This is a genomic window from Leptospira sanjuanensis, assembly GCF_022267325.1.
GTDB classification, from domain to species: domain Bacteria; phylum Spirochaetota; class Leptospiria; order Leptospirales; family Leptospiraceae; genus Leptospira; species Leptospira sanjuanensis.
In genome coordinates this window covers 885,213-911,367 of sequence record NZ_JAIZBG010000001.1, presented here as the reverse complement: position 1 = coordinate 911,367, position 26,155 = coordinate 885,213, and the positions used below count along the sequence as shown (strand labels likewise).

The 26,155-nt window shown below is 46.5% G+C and carries 22 protein-coding genes; 17 read left to right on the top strand and 5 right to left on the bottom strand.

Annotated elements, in window-relative coordinates:
- Window positions 1-130: 130 nt before the first annotated feature.
- Together LFX25_RS04165 and LFX25_RS04160 are read right to left on the bottom strand one after the other, a co-directional pair.
- Complete coding sequence (locus tag LFX25_RS04165) at window positions 131-943, bottom strand: class I SAM-dependent methyltransferase (protein WP_238729112.1); 813 nt, start codon at window positions 941-943, stop codon at window positions 131-133.
- Between the two features lie 144 nt (window positions 944-1,087).
- The gene (locus LFX25_RS04160; protein WP_238729110.1) at window positions 1,088-1,519 is read right to left on the bottom strand and encodes an acyl-CoA thioesterase; all 432 of its coding nucleotides are present in this window, start codon (window positions 1,517-1,519) and stop codon (window positions 1,088-1,090) included.
- 244 nt (window positions 1,520-1,763) lie between these two features.
- Between LFX25_RS04160 and LFX25_RS04155 the strand changes: the two genes are divergently transcribed.
- The 10 genes from LFX25_RS04155 to LFX25_RS04110 all read left to right on the top strand — a co-directional run bounded on the left by LFX25_RS04155 (window position 1,764) and on the right by LFX25_RS04110 (window position 7,797).
- Window positions 1,764-2,156 carry an ArsR/SmtB family transcription factor gene (locus tag LFX25_RS04155; protein ID WP_118957683.1) on the top strand — a complete coding sequence of 131 codons (393 nt, stop codon included), beginning with the start codon at window positions 1,764-1,766 and terminating at the stop codon, window positions 2,154-2,156.
- Window positions 2,137-2,529, top strand: a complete 393-nt coding sequence (locus LFX25_RS04150) for a DoxX family protein (protein ID WP_118957648.1) — start codon at window positions 2,137-2,139, stop codon at window positions 2,527-2,529. Before LFX25_RS04155 ends, LFX25_RS04150 begins: the two co-directional genes overlap by 20 nt.
- Before the next feature lie 80 nt (window positions 2,530-2,609).
- Complete coding sequence (locus tag LFX25_RS04145; protein WP_238729108.1) at window positions 2,610-3,089, top strand: SRPBCC domain-containing protein; 480 nt, start codon at window positions 2,610-2,612, stop codon at window positions 3,087-3,089.
- A gap of 102 nt (window positions 3,090-3,191) precedes the next feature.
- The gene (locus tag LFX25_RS04140) at window positions 3,192-3,671 is read left to right on the top strand and encodes an SRPBCC family protein (protein ID WP_238729106.1); all 480 of its coding nucleotides are present in this window, start codon (window positions 3,192-3,194) and stop codon (window positions 3,669-3,671) included.
- A 21-nt stretch (window positions 3,672-3,692) separates the two neighbouring features.
- A complete protein-coding gene (locus LFX25_RS04135) occupies window positions 3,693-4,241 on the top strand; it encodes an SRPBCC family protein (protein WP_238729104.1) in 549 nt (182 codons plus the stop codon).
- A gap of 92 nt (window positions 4,242-4,333) precedes the next feature.
- Entirely contained in the window at window positions 4,334-4,795 is a 462-nt protein-coding gene (locus LFX25_RS04130) for an SRPBCC family protein (protein ID WP_238729102.1), read from the top strand.
- Window positions 4,796-4,801: 6 nt separating this feature from the next.
- A complete protein-coding gene (locus LFX25_RS04125; protein WP_238729101.1) occupies window positions 4,802-5,356 on the top strand; it encodes a dihydrofolate reductase family protein in 555 nt (184 codons plus the stop codon).
- A 12-nt stretch (window positions 5,357-5,368) separates the two neighbouring features.
- Window positions 5,369-6,895: an MFS transporter gene (locus LFX25_RS04120; RefSeq protein WP_238729099.1), complete on the top strand. Its 1,527-nt coding sequence runs from the start codon at window positions 5,369-5,371 to the stop codon at window positions 6,893-6,895.
- Complete coding sequence (locus tag LFX25_RS04115) at window positions 6,892-7,104, top strand: hypothetical protein (RefSeq protein ID WP_238729098.1); 213 nt, start codon at window positions 6,892-6,894, stop codon at window positions 7,102-7,104. Before LFX25_RS04120 ends, LFX25_RS04115 begins: the two co-directional genes overlap by 4 nt.
- Before the next feature lie 285 nt (window positions 7,105-7,389).
- A complete protein-coding gene (locus LFX25_RS04110; RefSeq protein WP_238729096.1) occupies window positions 7,390-7,797 on the top strand; it encodes a DoxX family protein in 408 nt (135 codons plus the stop codon).
- A 98-nt stretch (window positions 7,798-7,895) separates the two neighbouring features.
- On the opposite strand, the gene LFX25_RS04105 is transcribed toward LFX25_RS04110, so the two are convergent.
- Window positions 7,896-8,984, bottom strand: coding sequence for a hypothetical protein (locus LFX25_RS04105; protein ID WP_238729094.1), 1,089 nt, complete (start codon window positions 8,982-8,984; stop codon window positions 7,896-7,898).
- A 198-nt stretch (window positions 8,985-9,182) separates the two neighbouring features.
- Window positions 9,183-10,628: a RecQ family ATP-dependent DNA helicase gene (locus LFX25_RS04100; protein ID WP_238731498.1), complete on the bottom strand. Its 1,446-nt coding sequence runs from the start codon at window positions 10,626-10,628 to the stop codon at window positions 9,183-9,185.
- Window positions 10,629-10,735: 107 nt separating this feature from the next.
- Between LFX25_RS04100 and LFX25_RS04095 the strand changes: the two genes are divergently transcribed.
- The 7 genes from LFX25_RS04095 to LFX25_RS04065 all read left to right on the top strand — a co-directional run bounded on the left by LFX25_RS04095 (window position 10,736) and on the right by LFX25_RS04065 (window position 24,351).
- Window positions 10,736-14,146, top strand: a complete 3,411-nt coding sequence (locus LFX25_RS04095; RefSeq protein ID WP_238729093.1) for an exodeoxyribonuclease V subunit gamma — start codon at window positions 10,736-10,738, stop codon at window positions 14,144-14,146.
- A complete protein-coding gene (locus tag LFX25_RS04090) occupies window positions 14,143-17,322 on the top strand; it encodes a UvrD-helicase domain-containing protein (RefSeq protein ID WP_238729091.1) in 3,180 nt (1,059 codons plus the stop codon). Before LFX25_RS04095 ends, LFX25_RS04090 begins: the two co-directional genes overlap by 4 nt.
- A complete protein-coding gene (gene recD / locus LFX25_RS04085; protein WP_238729090.1) occupies window positions 17,322-19,187 on the top strand; it encodes an exodeoxyribonuclease V subunit alpha in 1,866 nt (621 codons plus the stop codon). Before LFX25_RS04090 ends, recD begins: the two co-directional genes overlap by 1 nt.
- Window positions 19,188-19,225: 38 nt before the next feature.
- On the top strand, window positions 19,226-21,604 hold the full coding sequence (locus tag LFX25_RS04080) for a SpoIIE family protein phosphatase (protein WP_238729089.1): 2,379 nt from the start codon (window positions 19,226-19,228) through the stop codon (window positions 21,602-21,604).
- 167 nt (window positions 21,605-21,771) lie between these two features.
- Window positions 21,772-22,713, top strand: a complete 942-nt coding sequence (locus LFX25_RS04075; RefSeq protein WP_238729087.1) for an ABC transporter ATP-binding protein — start codon at window positions 21,772-21,774, stop codon at window positions 22,711-22,713.
- A complete protein-coding gene (locus LFX25_RS04070) occupies window positions 22,710-23,471 on the top strand; it encodes an ABC transporter permease (protein ID WP_238729085.1) in 762 nt (253 codons plus the stop codon). The genes LFX25_RS04075 and LFX25_RS04070 overlap by 4 nt, the downstream gene beginning before the upstream one ends.
- Window positions 23,472-23,481: 10 nt before the next feature.
- Window positions 23,482-24,351 (top strand): SDR family NAD(P)-dependent oxidoreductase, encoded by an 870-nt coding sequence (locus LFX25_RS04065; RefSeq protein ID WP_238729084.1) that lies wholly within the window; start codon window positions 23,482-23,484, stop codon window positions 24,349-24,351.
- Between the two features lie 401 nt (window positions 24,352-24,752).
- Here LFX25_RS04065 and LFX25_RS04060 read toward each other — a convergent pair whose 3' ends face one another.
- Window positions 24,753-26,120 (bottom strand): flavin-containing monooxygenase, encoded by a 1,368-nt coding sequence (locus tag LFX25_RS04060; RefSeq protein WP_238729082.1) that lies wholly within the window; start codon window positions 26,118-26,120, stop codon window positions 24,753-24,755.
- Window positions 26,121-26,155 lie beyond the last annotated feature (35 nt).

Here is a 26,155-nt window from a genome sequence, read left to right as displayed (position 1 = left end):
GGATCGATCGTTGAAAGCGAAACCGGTTCGCACAACAAGGGGTATTATTTAGGACTCGAATCCGGGAAAGGAAATTACTTTTTTCCGATGGAAACGGACCGATTTTCAAAAATCGGCCGTTCTCTTCGACTTACGGTCTTTTTGCAGTGGCGATATAAGCTTCTGAGGAAAGCGAAACCGGTAATCGGGTTAATTCTTGTTTCAGATGTTCGAACATAATTCTTTCTTTTTCGAGCCAAGCCGATTCTTTCATTTTGCTCTTCATTAACTGAAGAGGAGCTCCCCCGTCGATCATCGTATCTAAAAATTCCTTTACGTCCACGACTTCGATCGAGTTGGAAAAGGGAAGAACTTCTATATCCTGAAAACCCGCAGCGCTTAGTTGTTCACGGATATAATCCGGATTTTCAAAACTCTGCACATTGGTTTGCGGAGCCGGAATATCCGGGTTCGCTTTTCGAAGCGCACCGAATAAACATTGCATCAAGGGAGAATTCGCGATCGGAGCCCAGCCCGAAATCGCGACCTTCCCTCGCGGTTTGAGAACACGAACCATTTCCTTTAAACCTTGAAGTTTATCGGGAAAAAACATCAGACCGAACATGGAAAACGCAAAGTCGAAACGATCCGCTTCGAACTCGAGTTTTTGTCCGTCCATCACATACGGATGCACGTTAGTCGTTCTTGCCTCTTGAATTCCTAGTTTCAATTGATCGATCATTGCTTGGGAAAAATCGATCGCATGGATTTCCCGTACGGAACGCGCAAGAGGAATGGCCAGGGTTCCGGGCCCGGCCGCCACGTCGAGAACGATCGAATCGGGTTGAGGTTTTAAAAGTTCGATCGCTTTCAGCGAAAACCCTTCTAAGAACTGTTTGGTCGACCTTGTGTATCCTTCCGCAACTAAGGACCAAGGTTCGACGGACGACAATGGATTGGACATGATTCTGAATCTATATGTCTTCCTCGAAATATTACCAGCAAAATCCGACATTTCCGGCGCCGGAAACGGAAATCTCGGAACCAACTCCGGTTTTTGCGCAAGGAAAGAAACATTCAAAATTCTGCATGCGTTTGCGGGGTTCGTTTATGCGGTTGCAGTTTCCCGAAATCCCAAACCGTCGTATAAATCCGCCGGATATTTCCACGGTCTTTTTTTACCGAAGTCGAAAAGAATGCAGGAAGCCACCGAATCGCAAGCGACCTTGCCGTCGGATTTACGAATCATTTTTTGAAAGATCTTCACGCGGGAGCCGTCCAAATCCCCGAAAGTCGTAACTACGGTCACCGACTCGGGATAACGAATCTCGGCCTTGTAATCGGTTTCCGAACGCAAAATCATCGGACCTACGTTCTCATCGCGTAGTTTGGTATAACTATAACCCGCTTCTTCGAGAGCCACCATTCTTCCCTCATGAAGAAACACCTGAAAATTTCCTACGTTGAGATGACCGTTCGGGTCGCATTGACTCCAAAGAACCGGGATCTCATATCGAAACTCTTTTGATTGAAGCGCCATCCTATAACCTCTCTATTTATTTTTCCAACATTCCCAAACGAAGGAAAAGATCGATCAAATAGTTTGTTATAAAATTATTTATTTGTTGGAGAACCAAAGGAATTGAGTGGACGACCGTTCTTTTTCGGATCTATTTCTTTCCGTTCTCCCCTTTTGTATCTCCCGCCGTTTGGACTTTTTCTTCCGAAAGGGGTTGACAAATCTCGGATTCGGAAGTAATTTAACCTAAAGGTTAATTAACCAAATGGTTCAACAAGAAGCAGAGATTGATCACTTAAGCCTTACGTTTGCGGCATTGGCAGACCCCACTCGCCGCAAAATCCTGGCGACTCTTCGTTATGGAGAGGTTACCGTAAAGCAACTTGCGGAACCCTTTGCTATGAGCCTCCCGGCGATCACCAAGCACCTCAAGGTTCTGGAAAGGGCCGGACTCATTTCCCGAGGTCGCGAAGCTCAATGGAGACCGTCCCGGCTGGAAGCGGGACCGTTGAAAGAAGTGGCGGACTGGCTCGATGAATATCGACAGATGTGGGAAGCGAGACTGGACCGGCTCGACGAGTATTTGCGGGAACTCCAGCAAAGTCAGAAAGAAACAAATCAAGAAAGGAAAACGGATAATGAACAAGGAAAAAATTAAAACCATCATCTACTGGATCGTAACCGGACTTACGGCGGCGAACTACGGCTTTGCGGCATTCGCATACATTCAACGCGGGCCGGATGTCGTTGCGGGAATGGGTCAACTCGGTTATCCTCTATACTTCGCGACGCTTCTCGGCGTTTGGAAAGGACTCGGCGCGATCGCCATCGTTGCTCCTCGTTTGGCCTTGGTGAAAGAATGGGCTTACGCGGGAATGTTCATCAATCTTACCGCGGCTTCCATCTCGAACGCGGTTTCCGGAATGGAAACGTTTCACGTAATCGCTCCTCTGATCGCGTTGGTGCTGGTGTTCTTCTCCTGGGCGCTTCGTCCCGAAAGCCGCAGACTCCAAGGGGTTTGGCATCTGTAACGAAAGCCTTACTTCACTATTGTTGAATATTAGAATTTCCTTCTATAGAAGGAACAAACGATACGAAAAGGAGAATCAAAATGACGAATCGGACTAAAGACGAATTGGTAATCACACGATTATTTAATGCTCCTAGAGAAGCCGTTTTCGACGCTTGGACGAATCCGGAACAAGTGATGAAGTGGTGGGGACCGAAAAACTTCACCACTCCTTACTGCAAAATGGATTTTCGAGTGGGAGGAAGATACGTCTTCTGCATGCGCGCTCCGGACGGAAACGAATTTTGGTCCACGGGAGAATATAAGGAAATCGTAAGACCGGAAAAGATCGTTAAAACCGACAGCTTTGCGGACTCGAACGGTAATCCGGTTCCCGCTTCTCATTACGGGATCGAGGGAGAATGGCCCGAGGTTCTTTTGATTTCTCTTCTGTTCGAAGATCAGCAAGGGAAAACGAAATTCACTCTGCGTCATACCGGAATTCCCGGGGCGGAGGTCAGCGAAATGACCGGCGCAAGCTGGAACGAATCTCTCGATAAACTCGAAGCGATTCTTAAGTAAATAAAAAACGATCCGATGCGTCGCCGGATGAAAACGAACTCCGGCCCGCATCGCTTCCTTCGTTACTAAAAAGAAATCTATACAATCCATTAGGAGTTAAGAATGAGTGCAAACAACAATACTTCCACCGCGGACAGAGAGATCCATGCGACTCGAGTCTTCGACGCTCCCCGCGACCTCGTTTTCAAAATGTGGACCGAACCGGAACACATCAATCATTGGTGGGGACCGAGAGGGTTTACGAACACCTTTCAAGAATTCGATCTAAAACCGGGAGGAGTCTGGCGTTTTATCATGCACGGTCCGGACGGGTCGGATTACCCGAACCTCATCGTTTTTTTAGAGATCGAAAGACCGGCAAAGATCGTTTATAAACACGGCTCGGATAGGGAAGACCATCCGGGAGATTTTCATGTCACCGTTCTTTTTTCCGAAAAAAACGGAAAGACGACTTTGGATATGACGATGCTCTTTAAAACGGCTGAACAACGCAACGAAACCGTCGAGAAATACGGAGCGGTCGAAGGTCTCAACCAGACTATGGATCGTCTCGCGGAATATCTCTCAAAACAGAAAGTTTAAAAAGTATATTAGGAGAATCTTATGTCGAAATTAAAAACAATCCTGCTCGCAATCGCGGGGATTTTGATCCTGTTTATCCTCGGCACGTTAGCCGTTGCTTCCACAAGACCCGCCGACTTTCGTTACGAAAGATCCGCCAACATCAAGGCTTCGCCCGAAAAAGTTTTCGCACTCGTAAACGACTATCGCACTTGGACTGGTTGGTCTCCTTGGGAAAAACTCGATCCTGCGATGAAGCGAACCTACAGCGGAGCGGCTTCGGGCAAAGGAGCGATCTACGAATGGGCGGGAAACGATTCCATCGGCAAAGGCCGCATGGAAATCATAGAAGCGGATTCTCCCTCTAAAATTAAGATTCAGTTGGATTTTTTCGAACCGTTCGAAGCCCACAACACCGCGGAGTTCACGTTCACCGAAGAGCAAGGAAGTACAAAAGTGACTTGGGCGATGTACGGCAAGAATCAACTCTTCTCAAAAGTGTTCGGTCTGTTCTGCGATATGGATCAGATGATCGGAAAAGATTTCGAGGCAGGCTTAAACTCCATGAAATCGATCGCGGAAGGAAAATAAACGGAAATCGTAAATTCCGAATGCTCGGGGAAGCGATTCTACCCGAGCAGAATCGATCCGAAATACATGCAAGAAATCTAAAGGAGAATGTCATGACTAATTCGAACGAATCCGTCGTTGCCGATCGGGAAGTCGCGAGCGTCCGTATTGTAAACGCGCCGCGTGAAACGGCGTTCCGAGCTTGGACCGATCCGAATCATCTGCAACGCTGGTGGGGACCGAAAGGGTTTACGAACACGTTTTACGAATTTGATTTAAAACCGGAAGGCAACTGGCGCTTTACGATGCACGGACCCGATGGAACGGATTATCCGAATCACAGCGTGTTCGTTTCGATCGACGCGCCGGAAAAACTCGTATTCGATCATATTTCCGGTCATAAGTTCCGAGTGACGACCACGTTCGAAACGGAATCTCCGCAAAAAACGAAAATCACCTTTCGCATGTTATTCGAGACGGTCGAAGAATGCGAACGATCCAAGAAGGTCGTGATTCAAGGGAACGAACAAAACTTCGACAAGCTCGAAGCCGAACTCGCGAGAATGCAGGGATAAAACCGTATGAAAAAAGTGATTCTTCAACAGATGATTTCGTTGGACGGCTACTTTGAAGGCCCGCAAAGATCGATCGATTGGCACGTCGTCGACAAAGAGTTCAACGAATACGCGGTCGATTTTTTAAATTCCGTCGATACGCTCCTCTTCGGAAGAGTCACCTACGAATTGATGGCCGGTTATTGGACGACCTCTGACGCGCTCCGAGACGATCCGATCGTAGCGGCAAAAATGAACGAATTAAGAAAAGTAGTATATTCGAAAACTCTAAAAAATGCCGATTGGAACAATACGAAACTCCTATCCTCGAACCTAATCGAAGAAATACGAACGCTCAAGAACGAACGCGGAAAGGACATCGCAATTTTCGGAAGTTCGGATTTGAGCGTTCCGTTGATCGAGGAAGGCCTGATCGACGAACTGAGAATTTTCGTAAACCCGGTCCTCTTAGGCGGAGGGAAACCTCTCCTTCAAGGCATTCACCAAAGAATTAGATTAAAACTGACGCAAACGAGGACGTTTCGATCCGGAAACGTTCTTCTCTATTATCAAACAACGTAAGAAGCAACACAAATGAACACTACAAATACGAATCTCGCGGGAAGAAAAGAATGGATCGGTCTGGCGGTCATCGCTCTTCCCTGTCTCCTCTACGCGATGGACTTGACCGTTCTCTATCTCGCGGTCCCTCATCTCACGGAGGATCTCAAACCCACCGGTTCCCAGCTTTTGTGGATCGTGGATATCTACGGATTTTTAGTAGCCGGTTTTTTGGTCACCATGGGCACGTTAGGCGATCGTATCGGAAGAAGGAAACTGCTGATGATCGGCGCCGCCGCATTCGGAATCGCTTCCGTGCTTGCCGCGTTTTCCAAGACGGCCGAGATGCTGATCGCGACTCGCGCGTTGCTCGGAATCACCGCGGCCACCTTAGCCCCGTCTACTCTATCCTTGATTCGTAATATGTTTCTCGATCCGAACCAAAGAACGGTTGCGATCGGAATCTGGGGAACCAGCTTTTCCATCGGAGGAGCGATCGGCCCTTTGATCGGCGGACTTCTTCTCGAACACTTCTGGTGGGGTTCCGTGTTTTTACTCAGCGTTCCGGTGATGATTCTTCTTTTGATCGCCGGACCGAAACTCTTACCGGAGTTCAAGGATCCGAACGCGGGTAGCCTCGACATACCGAGCGCGCTCCTTTCCTTGGGTTCGGTTTTATCCATCATCTACGGATTAAAACAAGTCGCGGAAAACGGCTGGGGAATTCTTCCGATTCTTTTTATCGGTACCGGTTTTTTGATCGGAACGTTCTTTATTCGAAGACAACAATCGCTCAAAGATCCGTTGATCGATTTGCAGTTGTTCAAGGTGCCCGCATTCAGCGCGGCCCTCATCGCCAACTCTCTGACGATTTTCGTGGGACTCGGAAGTTTTCTTTTCCTCGCACAATATCTTCAGTTGGTATTGGGCCTATCTCCTCTGATGGCGGGAGTTTGGACTCTTCCTGCTGCGGCGGGCAACGTTGTGGGCTCGCTTACGGTTCCTATGCTTGTAAGAAAAATAAAACCCATCCTCGTAGTTTCGGGCGGTCTAATTCTCACGATGATCGGTCTCGTCTTTTACGCATTAGTCGATTCCAGCTCGGGACTCGTTTATGTAGTGATCGGATCGATCATCATTTCCTTGGGAATCTGCGCCGTTGTAATCTTAGGAACGGATCTGATCGTCGGTTCCGCACCTCCGGAAAGAGCGGGAGCGGCGGCCTCGATTTCGGAAACCGGCGTGGAATTCGGGGGCGTTCTCGGGATCGCGGTTTTGGGAAGCATCGGCACGGCGGTTTATAAAAACCGGATGGATAACGTGAGTCTCGCGGGAATTACGCCGGAGTCGATCGCACCCGCCAAAGGAACGTTAGGCGCCGCCGTGGCCGTGGCCAAGGAAATGCCCGAACAGATCGGACTCGCCCTTCTCGATCCCGCCAAACAGGCGTTCACCGATTCGTTCCAATTGGTATCTTGGATCTGCGCTGCGATCACGATGGTGCTCGCCGTGACGGTTTTCGCGATGAGAAAGAGTTTGGAAAAAGGGGAAGAGTCGTGAGCGAGTTCGACTCCGTTCAAGCCGAAACTTCGGATCGGGAACTCGTTCTCACGAGAATCTTAGACGCGCCGAGAAAGCTCGTCTGCAAGGTTTGGACAACGCCCAAACACGTGGCACAATTGCGGGCGCGAAGAATTTTAAGAATCCTGAATGTGAAATCGATCTTAGAGTCGGCGGAGAATACAGACCCACGATGCGTTCTCCATTAGAATTTTATAGTATTAAAATACGAATCTCGTACTACGAAGAAGACGGGAGTGCGCTATGAAAAAGGGAATCAAAGACGAAGGGAAAGCGGATCCGTCCGCGGCAGAATCCGGAACAAAGACGGGGCGGTTGTTGATTCATCCGCTCGCCTTCAAACGGAAAAAACGTCCTTCTCGAAAGACAAAATATAAAACGGACCGCAAATCCGAAAAAAGGTTGAAGCCGGAATATATCTCCATGATACAGTCTCTGCTGTTTTAAAAGAAAGGAATCTTTGAGGAAAAAACATGAAAGATAAACTATTAGGACTTCAACCTATCAGCTCGGACGTCGCGGCCCTTCTGCTTAGATTGATTTTCGGAGGCCTTTTCATCTACCACGGCTATCCGAAGTTAGTCGGCTTTGACCAAATTCTCCCTATGTTTCCGGATTTGATCGGAATCGGCTCCAAGACTTCGCTGATTCTCGTCGTGTTCGCGGAATTCTTTTGCGGAATTTTTATCGTGATCGGACTTTTGACGCGTCTTACGGTGATCCCGATCTTCATCACGATGTTCGTCGCGTTTTTTATGGCGCACGCACAAGATCCGTTTCAAGCGAAGAATCTTCCGTTCGTCTATCTTTTATTGTCCTTTGTGGTGTTCGTTTTAGGAAGCGGGAAGTTTTCCGCGGATAAATACATTATCAAAGAATAATATAATAAAACGGACGACCGTAAACGTCGTCCGTTTCTCCCGCGCATTCCAGGCGGATTCGAACGCCGCCTTCTCCGTCCGCCCTTGTCGCTCTTTTTCTAAAAATTCAAAGAACGGATTCTTTTTTCCAAGGTTTTCGGGCCCACCAATTCCCATTCAGGAACAAGTTTGTCTTCCTTTCCTACGACCGTTTCACGAATCCAAACCTGCCAACGGGTAACGCCCGACTTTTTCAAAGCATAAAGGATCGTTTTTTCTCCGGGAGGAAGGTTTGGAAAATAAACCCGATTGTTTGCATCCTTATACGCGGGAAGGACGGATCGCACGGAAGGAATGATGAGGAGATATGTCGTCTCATCTTCATAAGTCGGATAATTCGTATCTATGTTTAAAGGAATCAGTTTCAATCCCATATACAAAAAGCGATCACAGTTGATCCAACCGAAGTTTAAAATCGGATAATAATACGAATTCCGTGCGGGAACCCGCCGTTCCGCGGGTCCGCTTTCGGTAATCCGTTCCGTAGAATCCGCATACGAGGCGCTCTGATATTTGGCGAGAACCATCCGATTCCCCTTCGATTCATTCTTACGGTTTTCAATATTTAGAATATTCAAATTTTCTTGCGTATTATTCTTGGCAGCTGCGGCAAAATCATTGTCCATTTCCAAACCGGAAGTATTCGTCGTTTTTGCGGTTTGTGTCGACCAATCCAAAACACCGTCGCCGTTTTTGGTTCCGTAAAACATTTCATAACCCGGCTCGAAGGAGGAAGCGAACGAAACCTGCGGAGGATTTTTCGGATTCACTTTTACTTTTCCGCCGGATTCCATATAACCGTTTAAAGAAATCATTCCCTTGGTTTGAATCGGACGTCCCGAAGAAACAGTGGTCAAACCGCTGAGCAATATATCTTCGTTTTTATAATATTCGGAAATTTCGATTCTCACCGGAGAACTTACGAGACCTCCGTTCTGCGCGAGAAGACTTCCTTTCGGAAAGCGGATTTTCGTTCCTTCTTCCGCTTCGATTTCAACGTCCTCTTGCGGATCGATCACGAAAACCTGCGCGTTTTTATACTGAGGGGTGCCGATCCTTTCCCAGCGGGATGGAGAAACCAAACGTTCCCAACCCGCACAATTGACGATCGAACCAAAAAGAAAGAAGAACATCCACTTACGAATCATAAACACCTCTTTTAAAAGGTGGTATCGATCCCCACCGCAAGTCGGACAAGAATCGAATCCGAAAAAAGAAGATTCAATTTTTTATTTCCGACTCTGTTCCGCTTTTTTATCGTCCTTGTGACTTGGTGAGAAACATCGACGGATACAAAGCAATCTTTTTTTGGATGCCGAAATTTGGACCGACAAACGAATTCCGGGTCAATTAACGGTGGAATTTTTACAAACGTCGCAGTTGCCGCATTCCGTAAACGCAGCGTCAAAGTATTCGTAGACGAATTCCCTTCTGCATCGTTCCGATTTTAAATAAAGAAGCATCTGATACAAACGTTTCAAGCTCGTCTTCTTTCTAAGTTCGAGTTCTTCCGCGGAACAAAGAGCGTCCGGCAAAGAAGTCTCCAACTTTAAGGAATTCTTATCCAACTCTCCCGAAGTGACCCCGTGTCTTTCGAACAAATTGAGAACCGTCTGCAGTCGATGATCCCCCCGATTTTTATGAACGATCAAAGATTGAAGTTCGTCGTATTCGATCGAAGATAATTTTTCACCGAGACGTTGCATGGTTTGATACGCCCTTGCGATAAAAGCCGCGTCCGGATTTTGCCATTCGATAAAATCCATCAGCACCGTTAGGTCGTCCTGATTGTAAAACACGTGGCAATCGGAAGCAAGACCGTCCCTTCCCGCCCTCCCGATCTCCTGATAATAACTTTCCAAAGAAGAAGGAAGTTCCGCGTGGACGATCGTGCGTATGTTCGGTTTATCGACTCCCATTCCGAACGCATTCGTCGCAAGAAGAATCGTATCCTCCGATTTTAAAAACCGATTCTGAACCTTCTTTCTTTGATCGGGAGCCAAACGACCGTGATAGATGCGATGCGGAATTTTTTGAACGTCGAGCTTCTCGCTGAATTTCTGCAGATTTTGGATGAGATTAAAATAAACGACGGTGCTCTTCTTTTGTCGTTTTAGCAAATCGAGAATCGCGTCCGATTTGGAAGGTTCGTCGACGAAGGTGCGGACGTCCAAAAACAGATTCGGACGGCAGATCCCTTCGTTGTAGATTTCGATCTCCGATTCCTTCAGTCCCATCTGAAGAATCACGTCTTTTTGAATTTCGAGCGTCGCGGTTGCGGTTAACGCGATCGTCGTCGGGAAGCGGAGAATTTCCCGAAACTCCGCGATCTTCGTGTAATCCGGTCTAAAGTCGTGACCCCATTGGCTGATACAATGAGCTTCGTCGACCGCAAGCAGGGAAACCTTTCGTTCTTGAAGAGAATCCAAAAATTCCTTTTTACGAAATCGTTCCGGTGAAACATATACGATCTTGTATTTTCCGCGTTTTAGATTCTCGTAACTTTGAACACGTTCCTCTTTGGAAAGAGAGGAGTTGATGTAACACGCGTCGATTCCGAGCTTCTTTAATTTGGAAACCTGATCCTGCATCAACGCGATCAAAGGCGAAAGAACGATCGTAAGACCGTCCATTACAAGAGCGGGAATCTGATAACAGATCGACTTCCCCATTCCGGTCGGCATGATGACGAGACAATTCTTTCCCGAAAGAATGTCCGAAATGATTCTCTCTTGAGAAGTTCGAAACTCGGAAATTCCGAAAAGAGCTTTGATCGGAGTCAAAGAAGTCATTGAGATTAGAATTTGCAACCGATCTTCGAACGCAAGAGAAAATGTAATACTTGCCAGGCCGCGGATTTCTTGGAATGCTCGTAATTCGGAGACCGCGGAGAATACGTTTGTCCATCACTCATATCACAAGTCTATCGCTCGAAGACATCGCGGTCGAGCTTTCCAAAAACATCCTATCGGAACGAAAACGATTTCCGCTGCACGCTCCCGTGATCGTCGTTCCGAGCACGAACATGAAACTCTGGCTGAATCTGAATTTGTCTCGGATCGACGGACTTTCCGCCAATCTCCGTTTTTTATTTCTCGAAAAGGCTTTGGAGGAATACTATCATCTTCGATCGGATTTGAATTACGATCCGTTCGAGCGCGCTTTTCCGAGCCAGGAAGCCAATCAAAGAAAGATACTTACGCATCTGATCGAAAACAAAAACTCGGAAGAAACGAAATTTCTGCGTTCGTATCTCAGCGGCGTATCGCGCGCTTTTTCACTCAGCGCAAAACTGACTTCGCTTTATAAAGATTACGAATTAAACCGATCTTCCTGGATTCAAAACTGGGCCAAGGAAAAAGGTTTCGAAATTCCGTCGATCTCGCACCGTCCGACTCCGTTTCCGAAAGAGGACGAATATTATCTTTTTCAAAAGAAGTTGTATCAAAACGTTTTCCTGCGATCGAAAGAACCGAGCACGCTCGTTCAATTTCTTTTACAGGAATCGAAAAAGAAACCGAAAACTGCCCCGTCGAACTTTCCTTCGTTACATCTCTTTTGTTTGTCCAATCTCGCGGATACGTATTTAGGAATTTTAGAATCGCTTTCTACGACGGACAAACTCCCGATCTATCTCTATCAATTTCATACGGGCGCGACAAAGACGATCCGCACGGAGATCACCGATCCAGAACGATGGGCCGCACCCCAGATTCATCTCGCCGCAAGAATGAAGGGAGTTCAAGGAGCGATATCCAAACATCTGGAGAATTCCCATTCGTATCCGAAAAAACTGGGACTGCTTCGGGAATTTCTCGCAGGAGAAAAAAGAGCGACTAACGTGTCCGACTCAAAAGAGGACGCTTCGGTTCGTTTCTGGAACGCGCCTTCTCCGTATCGGGAAACGGAATGCGTCGCAAACGATATTCTCCATAAGATGAATCGGGATCGAAGTCTGACGTATCTCGATTTTGCGATTCTTGTCACCGATATGAAAACGTATCGACCCGCCGTCGAATGGGTGTTTGACGGAGGAATTCTTCTGCAGACGAAGGAAACGAACGATCCGATCCGCAAAAAAATCCCCTATTCTTTGACGGACATCAAAGCGAACGACGCTTCGCTTTTGTACCGGGGATTGATGCATTTTTGGGAGATTTGTTCGGGGAATTCCATCGATAAGAACGGACTTCTCAAACTTTTAAGAAACCCTCTTCTGCAAAATAAAATCCGTCTTCATCCGCAAACGATTTTAGATCTGGAAACTCTGATCGAAACTTCGGGAATTCAATACGAGGAATCGGGAAGAGAAAAAGATTCATTCCAAATTTCTAATGGACTCAAACGCATTCGTCTTTCCTCCATTCTTTCGGATGATACCGCTTGGAACAAATTCAAGATCGCTCCGATCCGCATTCAATCGGAGGAGAATTCTTCCGTGCTTACGATCTTTTGGGAAAAAATTCTGCGGGCAAAAAAAGAGATCGTCTCCATGCCTGCGCCGCAGAATAAAAACGTTCGATGGACTTCCGATTATCTAAGAAACGTTCGTTCCGCTCTCGAAGAACTCTTCGAGTTCACGGAAGAATACGAACAGGAAGGAAAATTATTTCAGAGTTGGCTGGAATCGCTTTCCGAATGGGAAGGAATCCTTTTGCAAAATCAAGAGGAAGGAATCGCGCTCCTTCGATTTGTCACCGAACAGATCTTCGATCAGATCCCGTATCGCAAAGGAGCGTATCTCACCGGCGGCGTGACGATTTCTCTGCTCCAGCCGATGCGGCCGATTCCGTTTAGACACGTTTATATTCTCGGACTCGGCGAAGGAAAGTTTCCCGGTTCGAACGACCGCTCTCAACTCAATCTAAGAAAGGATCACAAAGAGGATTGGGATATTTCCCGAAGAGAAATTCAGGAATCCCTTCTCTGGGAAACGATCCATTCCGCAAAAGAATCGTTAACCTTCAGTTACGTAGGCAAGAATTTGCAGGAAGACAAAACATTCGAACCCTGTTCGCATCTTTTTGAGATCATGGAAGCGATGCGGATCAAAGAAGCTCTCAAACTTCCACTGCATTCGTATAGTATAAAATACGAACATACTCCCGAAGAACTCGATCAAGGCCTTGTGAGTTACGACTTTGCAAGGGTATGGGTGAACGGAAACCGAAAGGATCAACCCGTTCTTAAGAGGTTTCAAGATCCGAATCGGCTTGTTAAAAACGAAATCGAATTCTCCCGTTCGGGTGTGGACGTACGCGAACTTTCACAATTTTTGAGCGACCCACTCGACACGTATCTCAAACGAAAACTCGGAATGTATTTGGACGAGGACGAAACGGGAAAAGACGAAAAGGAACCGTTCGATTTGGACGCGATCGCCGAAGCGACTCTATTAAAAAAAGTGCATGCGCTTATGATACCGAGTTTGGTCGCAAACGAATCTTGGGATTGGACCCGCGAAAAAATTTCGGAGGTATTATCCCCCATTCTTGAAAAGGAAAAAATCTCCGCGCAGTTTCCCCAATCCGTGTTCGGCAAAATTCAAGAAACCGATCTCGTGGATTATTTGGAAACGACGAGCAAACTTCTTTCCGAATGGAAGCCCCTCTTTCAAGGAGGAAGGTATTATCCTTACTTGAGTTTAGGCGACACGGGACTACCCGACGCAATCTGCAAAAAGCTTCCCGAGCTGAAAGTTCCTTTGGACGACGGTTCGGTTTCCATCAAAGGCGAATGGGAACACGTCATAGAAAAAGAAGGGAATTTATATTGGCTCTTTTCCAAGAGTTTGGAAGAAAGACCGAGCGACGACTATTTCGGTTATAAGGATTATTGGAAGGTGATGAGTTTTCCGTTTTTAACCGGAGTCGCATTCGCCTCGTCCAACGAAAACTTCAAGATCTATTCCTTCAAACCGCGTCCGAAAGAAGAATCCAAAAAGAAGAATTCTCTCGAACTTCAATACGAAATCGAAAGCTCCGATCTCGGAGTCGAATACCTTGCAAAAATTCTAATGGACTATCTGAAAAAAGAACCGGTCTTTTTTCCGAGAAGAGCCTTTCTTAATTATTACGTCAAAAACATCCAAGGCGGAACGGGCAAAAATAAATCCCCCGATCGATCGGTTAAGTTCGACGATGAATCCGCGTGGATCGACTTTCTGAAAGAGGAACTGAGTTCCGTGAAGGAAGGACTTTCTCCTCTCGTAAAACTTTATCCGAAAACACCGGACTTGATTCTGAAATCTCGAATCGCTTGGGCAAAGAATTTTTACAAACCGCTTCTGGATTGGAAAAAGGATCTATGAAACAATCGCGTCCTTATCCGTTGAAATCCAGTTTTATCGAAGCCTCCGCGGGAACCGGTAAGACATATACGATCATGGAAATCGTGGGCGATCTCGTTTTAGAGCATAGGATTCCTCTGACTCAAATCCTGATCCTCACGTTTACCGAAAAAGCTGCGGGCGAACTCAAAGAACGACTGAGAAAAAAACTTCTTCAAACTAATCTTACGAAAGAAGCGAAGGAACTCGATCAGGTTACGATCGCGACTATACACGGTTTTTGTAATATGATTCTTCAGGAATATCCGGTCGAAACCGAAACTCCTTCCCAGTGGATTCTCACCGATTCGAAAGAACGTCTCGAGGCTGCATTATACAAACTGCAACACGAGGAATGGAAACCTTGGGTCGCGTCCGCTGATCTCGAACAATTCCTTTCTTTATCGGATTATAAATTAAAAAAAGAGAATATTCTTACCGCCGGTTCCAAACTTCTAGGAGGCAAACGTTATCCGTATCGCAACGACAAGACTCCGATGAGCGCGGAAACCTTTGTACAAAAGACCGCACTGATCGCCGCGGAAATGGTCGAACAGGAATTTCAAACGGGAGAATGGATGAGTTACGATCGGATGATTCTCAAGACCAGAGATTCTCTGCAAAACGAACATCTTCTTCGAGCGCTGCAAAGCCGTTATCGAATTGGAATCCTGGACGAATTCCAGGATACGGATCGGGTTCAATACGAAATTTTTTCCCGGCTTTTTTTGGAACCGAGCGGAGATGAAACTTCCGAACGTGCGTTGTATCTGATCGGAGATCCGAAACAATCCATCTACGGGTTTCGAGGAGCGGATATTGGAACGTATCTTCAGGCGGAACAGGAATTGAAATCGCACCGAGCGGTCGAAATTCCGTTGAACGTCAATTACAGATCCGTTCCCGAGTTGATCTCCGCTTACAACGAAATCTTCGGCGGCAAAGCGGGAGAACAGAGTTTTTTCCCGATCGTCGAACGAGGTTTCGAATCTACTCCGATCGTTTACAAACCCGTACTGCCTCCCGAAAAAGATTTCAAAATTTTGTTAAGCGACAAGCACAAACAAGGCCCGATTCATATCGTTCGTTTTCAAGGCAGGGAATTTTGGAAAACCGACGATGCAAAAAGCGCTTGGGCACAGTTTATCGCGGAAGAAATTCTCAGGCTGACGGACGAAAAGAAACCGTTTCAATATCTTGTTTCAAACGCGGAAACAGCAAAGGACGAATTCGAAGAAAAGAAACTGAACTTCCGGGAGATCGCGATTTTAGTGAGAGGAAAGGCCGAAGGAAAACTCGTAGAACAATCCTTAAAACTCAGAGGAATTCCCTGTTCCTTCTACAAACAGGAAGGGATCTATCAATCCCCCGAATCGTATCAGATCTCGAACATCTTGGAATGTTTATTGGATCCGAACAAACCTTCCTCCTATCGCAAACTCTTGTTAGGCGATCTTTTCCAGGTTCATCCGGAACATCTTTCCGCCTTTGACGAACATTCCATCGACTCGTATGAAAAGACGACCTTGGATCGATGGAAAACTTTCGCCATTGATCGCAAGTTTGCGGAATTATTCCGATCGATCGAAGAAGACAGCAGAATCTTTTTAACGGAAGAAGCGACGGACATCGACTGGGAACGAAAACGGACGAACTATAGACAGATCTTCCGCAAGCTTCTTCAGTTCCAAATCGTAAACCAAGCGGATCTCGAGGAAATATTAGAGGAATTAAAACGGCTTCAAAGCGGCTCGAAAAACGAGGAGGAATTGCCTCTTTTCGAAAAGGAAACCGAAAAGGACGCGGTTCAAATTCTCACGTTGCACGCATCCAAAGGATTGGAGTGGCCGGTCGTATTCTTGTTCAATCTTTCCGGAAATTTCGTCCCCGACGTCTACGATTATCCGTATATGGAAAACGGAGAACGGTTTTGGAAACTCAGCCTCTGGGACAAAGAAGACGAGATCGACACGAGCAAAAAAGAATATTCGTATCAATCCTGGAACGAAAACAAACGGCTTTTGTATGTGGGAATCACGCGTCCCAAAGCGAGGTTGTATCTTCCCTTTTACACTCCCGTGAATCACGTCAAAACGAGAGATTCAGCATATTATAAAATTCTTTATCCTCGACTCGCGCATATTCTGGAAAACGATCCCGATCCGAATCTCTTTACGCAAGTCGTATGGACGCAACAACCTTTTGATCAAAGCGACCCGAACAAACGCAGCACGATCGCAAACGAGGGACTTTCTTTTTCGCCGTTGCTCCATCAGGAATCGGAAGATCCGAAAACGATCCAACTCCACAGTTATTCCTCTTTGCGAACCAGGGCAAACGTAACTTCGGATGCGATCGCCGTTTCAACCTTGGAAGAAACAAGAGCTTTCAAGTCGGACGACGCGGAAGACACCGGAGATTTGATCGTGGACGCGCTTCCGTCTTCCGCGGCGACCGGATCGTTTCTACACGTTCTTTTGGAGGAATCCGATTTTTCAAGATTCAAAGTCGATCATCCGAAACGAATTCTGAACGACGAGAAAATTTTTTCCAGAATGAATCACCACCTTGAATTCTTTCCGATCTCGGACGCACAAAGAAAAAATACGAACACCGAAAAGGAAATCTATCGGCAAAGGGCCGCCGAAATTCTCTGGAATTCCTTAAACGCAAACGTTCCGCTCCCCGGAAGCGCCACGTTTCAACTCGTTGATATCGCGAAAGAAAATCGGATTTCGGAAATGGATTTTCACTTGGATCTGGATCCGCAAAAAAACGGGCCGGGAAATTTTTTAAAAGGTTCGATCGATTTGGTGTTTCGAATCGGCGATCGGTTTTATCTCGCGGACTATAAATCGAACCTGCTCGACGATTATTCCCCCGAATCGTTAAAACGAAACGTCGAAAACGCGGAAAGCAGATACGATCTTCAACGGGACATCTACGCGATGATCCTTTATGAATATCTGAAAAACGTATTCGGTCCGAACGAAGCCATTCAAAAACTCGGAGGAGTATATTACTTTTTTCTAAGAGGAATGAAAGCCGAGACGAACTCGGGAATTTATTGCGACTTCGATTGGGATTTGAAAAGAATTTCGCGGATACGGGAAAACGTCCGCGAATTGACTTCGATCCGCTGGGGGGACGATCTTTGATGGAAGAATCCTTTTCCGATTTTATCGAACGCCTGAAAAACGACATTCTCGAACTCGAAGAAACGGGTTCGAAGAAAAAACAACCGAAACGAATTTCCGAAGAGGATGAAAACATCCTATTAGAAATTCTGAATGCGATTTGGGTCGCGATGGAGGAAGGAAGCCTTTGTGTTCCGGTTCAAAAAGAATGGAAAAATCTTTTAAAAACGAAACCTCCCGGTTTCACGGTCGATAAATTCCAAAACGAAGAATGGATTTATTTCGAAAAAACGTATCAGAGTAAAATCGAACTGGAATCCCTTTTACGGGAAAGAATTCAAAACGAAGCCGCACCGAACTTCGATCACGGCAAAGTCGAGGATATTCTAAATACACTGGAAGCCAAAAGTTTCCCGTTGAAAAAAGGACAAAAAAAAGCCGTTCTTTCCTGCCTGCATTCTTCCTTTCAGATCGTCAGCGGCGGACCGGGAACCGGTAAAACCACGGTCGTCGCCTTTTTATTAGAAATTTTGAATGCGATCGGACAACTCCCTCCTCCCGAAGAGATAGCGCTCGTAGCGCCGACCGGAAGAGCCGCGCAACGATTGACCGAGTCGATCCAGGAAAATCTCCAAAAAATCGGAGATCCTCGAATGATCCGTTCTTTGCGCGGACAGACGATTCACGGACTTCTTTCCTACAAACCCTCGTTGAACGGATTCTACTACAATAAGGAACGTTATCTTCCGCATCGATTGATCATCGTGGACGAAGTTTCCATGGTAGATCTGAATATTATGCTTTCTTTATGGAATGCGATTCCGCGAAAGCCGAAGGAGACGGGCGTTCCTTTTCGTTTTATCTTGATCGGAGATCCGCACCAACTCCCTTCCGTCGAAAAAGGCGCGGTGTTAAGCGATTTTCTTTCCACGCTCGAATCCCAAAAAAAGAATTTCGTTTCTAGACTCGAAGAAAGCAACCGCCAGAAACCGAACGCAAGGGGAAACGTATCCAAGATCGTAACTCTCGCCGAGGAAATTCTTCGTTATTCTCCCGAAAATCTGAATCTCGGAACAAGGATCGACGATTCGTTTCCAAGAACCGATATTCTCGGCGCGGATAAGACGTATGAAAACGAGGTCGTATGGTTGCAGAACTCGGCGAGCAAAACTCCCGATCATTTTTCAAGAGACGAGCTCGCGGAAACTCTCTGGGATAAGATTCTTTTTCCTCGCATTTCGGAAATCGGATCATGGAAGACGCACGACTCGGTCGATTTGAACGCGCCGGAGTTCGTTGAAAAATTTCAGAATGAATTAAAACAATTCCGTTGTCTCACGATTTTCAGAAAAGGTTATTGGGGAGTCGAAGCCGTTCAAAATAAACTCATGAATCTCGCGGCGCGGGATCTGTTCCGTAAAAAAGAATCCGAAACAAACCCGCAACTATATCCGAAAAAACTTTCCAAACGTTTGTATTTCGTCGGCCTTCCGATTTTGATCACACAAAACGATTCGAGTAGAAAGTTATTCAACGGGGATATCGGAATCGTTCTGAGAATGGAAACCACGGGAGAATTAAGGGCCGTTTTTCCGATCGAAGGAAAACTATTCCCCTTCGCGCTCGACACCCTTCCCGAACACGAACCTGCGTTCGTCATGAGCGTTCACAAAAGTCAAGGATCGGAATATGATACAATTCTAATCTACATTCCCGATCATCCCGAATCCTCGGAAGACGAACGATCGCATCGGCTTCTCAACCGTCAGATCCTTTATACCGGAATCACGAGAGCGAAAAACCAAGTCATACTCGCAGGCAATCCGAATACATGGGAAAGAGGGATCGCCAATTCTCAAAAACGCGATACCGGTTTTAGAATTTAGATTGCGATTTCAGGCTTTCTCCTTTATGAATGGTCGTCATGCTTCGACCGCCGAAACGAACGATTCGCATTTTCGTAACGATCGCGTTCTTCTGTTTCGTTTCTTTTCTTGCAACGGATTGCAAACGTTCCGTCGAATCCTTTCCCAAAGCGAAGGATGGAATTCTTTCGATAAACGGAAACACACTCGAGAGCGGAAGTATTCTTCCCTTGGAGGGAGAATGGGAAATCTCGGAAGGATTCGGCTCGAAAGAAAAGCTCGGCGCGATTCAAGTTCCCGGCTTTTGGGAAACGAGCGAATTCCCGAACTTCAAAGGCAACGCATTCGGAACCGCGACATATAGACTCAAAGTTACGGGACTCGCCCCCGGCGAATACGCGATCAAGTTTCATGAGATCCACAACGCGTATCGAGCTTATATCAACGGAAAACTTGCTTTAGAATTCGGAAACCCTTCCTCCGATCCGAAAAAAGAAATCCGCAGAATCGGCAAACCGATCATTCACTTTCCGATCGGGGAAAAGGAAACGACGCTTGAAATCACATTAGAAATTTCGAATTGGTTTGAAGGAGCCGGAGGCATCCGAAGAACCCCCGAACTCGGAACGTTTTCTACGATCTCCGCCGCGGACAAAACGAGAAGAAATCTGGACTTTCTTACGTTCGGAGCCTTATTGTTTTTCGGATTTTCAAGCTTCTTCTTTTATCTTCTCACAAAGGAAGAATCCTCGTCGCTTTATCTTTCCTCCGTGTGCGCGGTCCTCGCTCTGAGAATTCTGTTTACGGAAGAACATTATATTTTCGAAATATTCCAGAACTTCCCGCCGATTCTCGAATTCAGAATCGACTTGGGAAGTCTCTTCGTATTGGCGGCTGTCTTTCTGAGTTACCTCCGCTCCTTATTCCCGAACGAATTCAAAACTCTTGCCTTCCGTGTTTTTCTCGTTCCGAACTGGATCGCGTTCGGAATTTTTTGGTTCCTGCAGGGCGATCCGCTCGAACTTCTCGTAGAGGCCTATTTGTATTATATGATCGCGCTGATCCTCGTCGTTTTTGTCGTGATGGTCCGCGCCATTCTTCATAAACGAACCGGCTCGTTCGTGTTTCTGGCTTCCTGTCTTTTGCTTTTGATCGGAGCGCTTAACGACACGTTGTCGCGTCTGGGACTTATCCCGACTCCGTTTATCGTTCCGTATACGTTTCTGTTGTTCATCGCGTTTCAATCGCTTCTGATTTCCATTCGATATAGAAGTTTGCTCAAGTTTACGGACATTCTCAATCAGGAACTTCAGATTAAATTCAGGGCGATTTCCGCATCGGTTCAGGAGGCGATTCTCGTCTCGGACATATCGGGAAAGATTCTTTTTTGGAACGAAGGCGCCGTGAAAATTTTCGGATGGGAAGCGGAGGAGATTCTTGATTCTCCCTTGGAAATAATTCTTCCCGAAAGAAATCGGAACAAACACAAAAACGGTGTTAGGCGCTACCTCCTTTGGAAACGGAGAAGAAAAACTCCGAAGCCGATCGAAATGATCGGATTGCGGAAAGACGGCACGGAATTCTCTCTCGAACTTTCGCTCACGGATTGGATGGTCGAAAAGGATCGTTATATCGGAATCATCATTCGGGACGTCACACAAAGAAAGAATCTCGAATTTCAGAGGGACAAAGCGTTGAATCTGCTTCAATCGGATCTGCAGACAGCGGAAAAATTGCAGAAGTCAATGTTCCCGAATCCTCATTCCAAGGACTGGCCGTTTTTGTGGAGCGTCAAATATCTTCCCATGGGGCCGATCGGCGGCGATTTATACGACATTCGTAAAACCGGCAACGGATGCTGGAGATTCTTTATAGCGGATGCGACGGGTCACGGAACCCAAGCCGCTCTTTTGACGATGGCTATCAAAGCCGATTACGACGCTCTGAAGGAATCCGATTCTGAACCCGGAATCATATTAGAACAATTGAATGAAAGAATTCTACCCATGTTCAGAACGCTGAATTCCCTTTTTACGGCGTTCGTCTTGGATTGGGACCCCGCAACGGGAAACGTACAATACGCCTCGGGAGGACATCCCGAGCAGGTGATTCTTTCCAAAAATTCCAAAATTTCACTCCCGAAAACGGGTCCGATTTTAGGTTTAAAAACCGCCGCTAAATTTAATACGAAGTCGTTTCGTTTCGAGGATCCGTTTCGGCTTTTCCTGTTTTCGGACGGAGCCTTCGAAGTATTTGATAAAAGTCTAATGCAACTCTACGGCGAGGAACGGTTTCATTCTTATTTACAGGAAAATCTTTACACCCCGATTCAGGAGATTTTGGATTCTCATCTTCGGAGTCTATATCGATTCAGACAATCGCAGGATTTAACGGACGATTTGACGTTGCTTGCGGTTTCGCTCGGAGAAGGGGCGTAAAATTTCCGAACCAAAGTACGAAAACGCAATCAAGATTCGAAGAGGTTGAAAAACGCGCATTTATAGGAGACCTATAATTCGAAAATGATGCTGTTCTAAGAAACGGGATTCAGTATTTTAGGCATTTCAATCAATCGATTTTACAAGATCAAAATTCAGGAAAGAACATGAAACCGAAAACGAAGTCATCCGTTGTCTCCGTGAAAAATCTTTCTAAATTCTACGGGAACGGATTCCAGGCGTTGAAAAACGTCTCTTTGGAAATCGAAGACGGAGAAATCATCGCGTTGCTCGGTCCGAACGGCGCGGGCAAAACGACCTTAATTTCCGTAATCTGCGGAATCGTAAATCCGAGCGACGGCTCCGTGGAAGTCAAAGGCAAAAACATTCTCAAGGACTTTCGATTTACGAGATCGCAGATCGGATTGGTTCCGCAGGAATTGAGCGTTCACGCATTCGAATCCGTATGGGCCACGGTTAGTTTTACGAGAGGGTTATACGGAAAATCGCCTAACCCCGATTATATTGAAAAACTATTAAAATCCCTTTCCCTTTGGGAAAAAAAAGATCAGATGATTCTCACCTTATCGGGAGGAATGAAACGCAGGGTTTTGATCGCAAAGGCCCTTGCGCACGAGCCGAAGGTTCTCTTCTTGGATGAACCGACCGCCGGAGTCGACGTGGAGCTTCGAAAGGATATGTGGAACATCGTCCGCAACCTAAGGGAAAACGGAGTCACGATCATCTTAACGACGCACTACATCGAAGAAGCGGAAGAAATCGCTGATCGAATCGGCGTAATGAACAAGGGAGAATTGATCCTTGTGGAAGATAAAAAAGAACTCATGCACAAACTCGGCAAGAAGCAACTGCTGATCGATTTGAATCAGACGTTGAAAAAGATTCCGGCCGGTTTAAAAACGAAAGGGCTTGAGATCGTAAACAACGGGAAACAACTTCTATACACGTACGATTCCCACGGAAAACAGACGGGAATCTCCGCGCTACTGCAAGACCTGAAAAAGGCGAAGATCGATTTCAAGGATCTGAATACGACTCAGAGCTCTCTCGAAGAAATTTTCGTTCAATTGGTAAAGGAGTCACAATGAATCTGCAAGCAATCAAATCCATTTATCTCTTCGAGATGTCCAGAACCTGGAGAACCCTATTTCAAAGCATCGCTTCTCCCGTAATTTCCACGTCGCTCTACTTCGTTGTCTTCGGCTCGGCGATCGGTTCCAGAATTCAGGAAGTGGACGGAGTCGGTTACGGTTCGTTCATCGTTCCGGGACTCATCATGTTGTCCTTGCTGACGGAAAGTATTTCCAATTCTTCCTTCGGAATTTATTTTCCTAAGTTTACCGGAACGATTTATGAAATTCTCGCGGCGCCGATTTCCATGTTCGAGATCGTGATCGGTTTTGTAGGCGCGGCGGCAACGAAGTCCGTTATCCTCGGAACGATCATGCTTGGTACGGCTTCGTTGTTTGTTCCCGTCAAAATCGCGCATCCGTTCGTGATGGTTTTGTTTCTGATACTGACTTCGATCTCTTTCAGTTTATTCGGATTCATCATCGGAATATGGGCCGATAGTTTCGAAAAACTTCAGATCATTCCTTTGCTGATCATCACGCCTCTCGTTTTTTTGGGAGGAAGCTTTTATTCCGCGAATATGCTTCCGCCGTTTTGGCAAAAGGTCACCCTCTTCAATCCGGTTCTGTATTTGGTGAGCGGATTCCGCTGGAGTTTTTACGAGATCGCCGACGTGAGCGTGGGAATCAGTCTTACGATGGTATTCGTGTTTCTTACGATCTGCCTAACGCTTGTTTGGCTGATTTTTAAAACCGGTTATAAAATCAAAAAGTGAGAATCCCGCTATGAAAGTCCCTCCTTCTCAACTCGCAGGTAAGAAAGTTTTTATTTCCGGCGGCTCCACGGGAATCGGCAAAGGGCTGGCGGTCGCGTTCGCAAAAGGGGGCGCGAGCGTCGTCGTATCCGCGAGAAAAAAACAAACCTTAGAAGCGACAGTCCGGGAACTTCGTAAGATCGGATCTCAAGACGCGATCTTCGATTCGGTCGTCGCCGACGTATCCAAGCCGGATCAGGTGAAAAAAGCCGCAAAATACGCTCTTAAAATATTGGGAGGACTCGATTTACTCGTATGTAACAGCGGTTATGCGAAAGTGGGCAGAGTCGGCGATCTGGAAGAATCGGACTTTCGCGATCTAATGGAAGTGAACTATTTCGGACACGTCAACGTGGTTCGAGCCTTTCACGATCACTTCGTCAAACAAGGATCAGGCGATATCATCCTGATTTCCTCCATGCTTGCCACGTTTTCGATTTACGGATACGGGGCCTATTCCGCGAGTAAGTTCGCGATCACGGGATTCGCGCAATCCCTGCGGCAAGAAATGATGATCCATGGGGTTCGAGTAAAAATTTTTCTGCCGCCTACGACCGACACGCCCGGATTGGAAAAAGAGAATCGGGACAAACCGGATCTCGTGAAGGAGATCGAGATGGGTTCCGCGATCAACGCGGTTCATTCCGTGGAAAAAGTCGCGGACGCATTTATCCGTTGGTTGCCAAAGAAAAAGTTTCTCGGATACGCGACCTGGGATTCTTGGCTTCAGTATTTTTTAGCGAGACATTTTCCGGAATGGACGTTGCAGATTGCGGACGGAGAACTTAGATCCGCTCAAAAGCGATTGAATGAAAAAGCGCAAGCAATCAAGGGCGCATAACGTATCGAAAAAAATCCGGGGCGTTCCTGCTCGCAAAAAACGAAAAATAAAGTTTTCCGAAAAAGTCGCAGGCGGGCTACTACGGGCTCCGCTATCGCTTCGGCCTCGTAAACTTTGCAGAAACGAAAATGCGAACGAAGTCTTATGCGGCTCCGATCGAACTAACGAGTCCGCTCCGCGCCCTTCGTATCCCTAACGCATTGTCAAAGAATATGTTGTCGTAATTCCGACATATAGCCGTAAGAGGGAAGCCCCCACCCGAATTGGGTGGTGGAGGCGGGCTTTGTGGGAAATCTTGACAAATTCGCTTTATCAGAAAAATCGAATCTGCTCAAGAACAATTTTCAGTTTCCAAAGCGTGGGAACTCCTACAAAAACTCCGAACAAAAAACTTTTCGAAACTACACCGCCTGTTTCGAAAAATCCTTATACAACTTTTTATTACCGCCCGGCGGCTTTCCGATATCAACACCCGCCTTAAGAAGTTCCAGCTGGAGTTCTTTGCGGAACGCATGATAATCCACTTCCACGGCATGTCTTTGACCGCCGCCGAACGTAAAGTGAGGGTGTTCAATCTCGTATCGAATCGCTTCCTTTAAATTCTTAGGTCGTTTGTATTTACCGAGAATTTCCAGGCACGCAAGCTTCGCTTGATAATCCGCCATCGGCCAAATACAACCCACCGGTTGAAACAAACCGATAAAATACAAATTTCGGTAATCGTTGTGCATCATTTTACGGAAGAGAGGGATCTTTTCGACGTGTTGAAAATCGATAAACGACTTATCAAAGAAAGGAAACGTGGTCCAAAATCCGGTGCAGGCGCAGATGATGTCGAACTTCTCCTTGGTTCCGTCCACGAATTCGACTTCCTTTCCGTGCAGTTTTTTGATCGCAGGACGAGGTTTGATTCTTCCGTGACGGATAAAATCGAGGAGATCAGAATTCAAAGTCGGGTGATGACTGAGCGCTAATGTCGTATTAACGGGAAGACCGTAATTCTTGTAAGAACCCTGCAACACATGAAGCATCTTCGTAAGAGTCCATTGTTTTACGATGGACGGAATCCAGCTCGGGGTCTTTGCGGCGAACACGTCGGAAGGCATTCCGAAAAGAAATTTCGGAAAAAACCATTGAGGACTTCTCATCGACAACTTCACGCTGTTGGCGACGCGCGCGGATTCGACCGCAACGTCGCAAGCGGAATTACCGCCGCCGATCACGAGAATGTCCTTTCCCTTCCACTCGTTGGTAACTCCCTTAAAATCGTGCGAATGCAGGAATTTACCCGTGAACTTTCCTTCGTATTCCGGATATTTCGGATTCCAGTGATGACCGTTGGCGACCATAAGAACGTCGAAGATTTCGGTCTTCTTTTTTTTGGAAGCGTCTATATAATCCACCTTCCAATCTCCGTCTTCCGTTCTTGTGATCTTTTGGATCGTGTGATTGAAACGGATCTTCTTATACACTCCGAAATGTTTCGCGTACGATTCGAAGTAAGCCTGAAGTTGTTTGTGATTCGGATATTCCGGATAATCGTCCGGCATCGGGAAGTCTTCGTATTCGGACCAAGCCTTCGAGCTGATGATATGCGTGTTTTCGTAAACGCTGGAGTGTCCGGTTTTCGAATTGAAGACCCAGTTCCCTCCGACCTTGTCGTTCTTTTCAAAAACGACCACGTCCAACCCATATTGAACGCAATTCTTTGCGGCCGCGATACCGCTAGGCCCCGCGCCTACGACGCAGACTTTGACATTCGACTTCATCCGATTCTCCCTTTGCGTTTCAGGAACATTCGTTG

Bases quoted from the DNA above. Each gene is read 5' to 3' on its own strand.
- LFX25_RS04165 (WP_238729112.1), bottom strand. From the start codon at position 943: ATGTCCAATCCATTGTCGTCCGTCGAACCTTGGTCCTTAGTTGCGGAA.
- LFX25_RS04160 (WP_238729110.1), bottom strand. From the start codon at position 1,519: ATGGCGCTTCAATCAAAAGAGTTTCGATATGAGATCCCGGTTCTTTGG.
- LFX25_RS04155 (WP_118957683.1), top strand. From the start codon at position 1,764: ATGGTTCAACAAGAAGCAGAGATTGATCACTTAAGCCTTACGTTTGCG.
- LFX25_RS04150 (WP_118957648.1), top strand. From the start codon at position 2,137: ATGAACAAGGAAAAAATTAAAACCATCATCTACTGGATCGTAACCGGA.
- LFX25_RS04145 (WP_238729108.1), top strand. From the start codon at position 2,610: ATGACGAATCGGACTAAAGACGAATTGGTAATCACACGATTATTTAAT.
- LFX25_RS04140 (WP_238729106.1), top strand. From the start codon at position 3,192: ATGAGTGCAAACAACAATACTTCCACCGCGGACAGAGAGATCCATGCG.
- LFX25_RS04135 (WP_238729104.1), top strand. From the start codon at position 3,693: ATGTCGAAATTAAAAACAATCCTGCTCGCAATCGCGGGGATTTTGATC.
- LFX25_RS04130 (WP_238729102.1), top strand. From the start codon at position 4,334: ATGACTAATTCGAACGAATCCGTCGTTGCCGATCGGGAAGTCGCGAGC.
- LFX25_RS04125 (WP_238729101.1), top strand. From the start codon at position 4,802: ATGAAAAAAGTGATTCTTCAACAGATGATTTCGTTGGACGGCTACTTT.
- LFX25_RS04120 (WP_238729099.1), top strand. From the start codon at position 5,369: ATGAACACTACAAATACGAATCTCGCGGGAAGAAAAGAATGGATCGGT.
- LFX25_RS04110 (WP_238729096.1), top strand. From the start codon at position 7,390: ATGAAAGATAAACTATTAGGACTTCAACCTATCAGCTCGGACGTCGCG.
- LFX25_RS04105 (WP_238729094.1), bottom strand. From the start codon at position 8,984: ATGATTCGTAAGTGGATGTTCTTCTTTCTTTTTGGTTCGATCGTCAAT.
- LFX25_RS04100 (WP_238731498.1), bottom strand. From the start codon at position 10,628: ATGACTTCTTTGACTCCGATCAAAGCTCTTTTCGGAATTTCCGAGTTT.
- LFX25_RS04090 (WP_238729091.1), top strand. From the start codon at position 14,143: ATGAAACAATCGCGTCCTTATCCGTTGAAATCCAGTTTTATCGAAGCC.
- recD (WP_238729090.1), top strand. From the start codon at position 17,322: ATGGAAGAATCCTTTTCCGATTTTATCGAACGCCTGAAAAACGACATT.
- LFX25_RS04080 (WP_238729089.1), top strand. From the start codon at position 19,226: ATGCTTCGACCGCCGAAACGAACGATTCGCATTTTCGTAACGATCGCG.
- LFX25_RS04075 (WP_238729087.1), top strand. From the start codon at position 21,772: ATGAAACCGAAAACGAAGTCATCCGTTGTCTCCGTGAAAAATCTTTCT.
- LFX25_RS04070 (WP_238729085.1), top strand. From the start codon at position 22,710: ATGAATCTGCAAGCAATCAAATCCATTTATCTCTTCGAGATGTCCAGA.
- LFX25_RS04065 (WP_238729084.1), top strand. From the start codon at position 23,482: ATGAAAGTCCCTCCTTCTCAACTCGCAGGTAAGAAAGTTTTTATTTCC.
- LFX25_RS04060 (WP_238729082.1), bottom strand. From the start codon at position 26,120: ATGAAGTCGAATGTCAAAGTCTGCGTCGTAGGCGCGGGGCCTAGCGGT.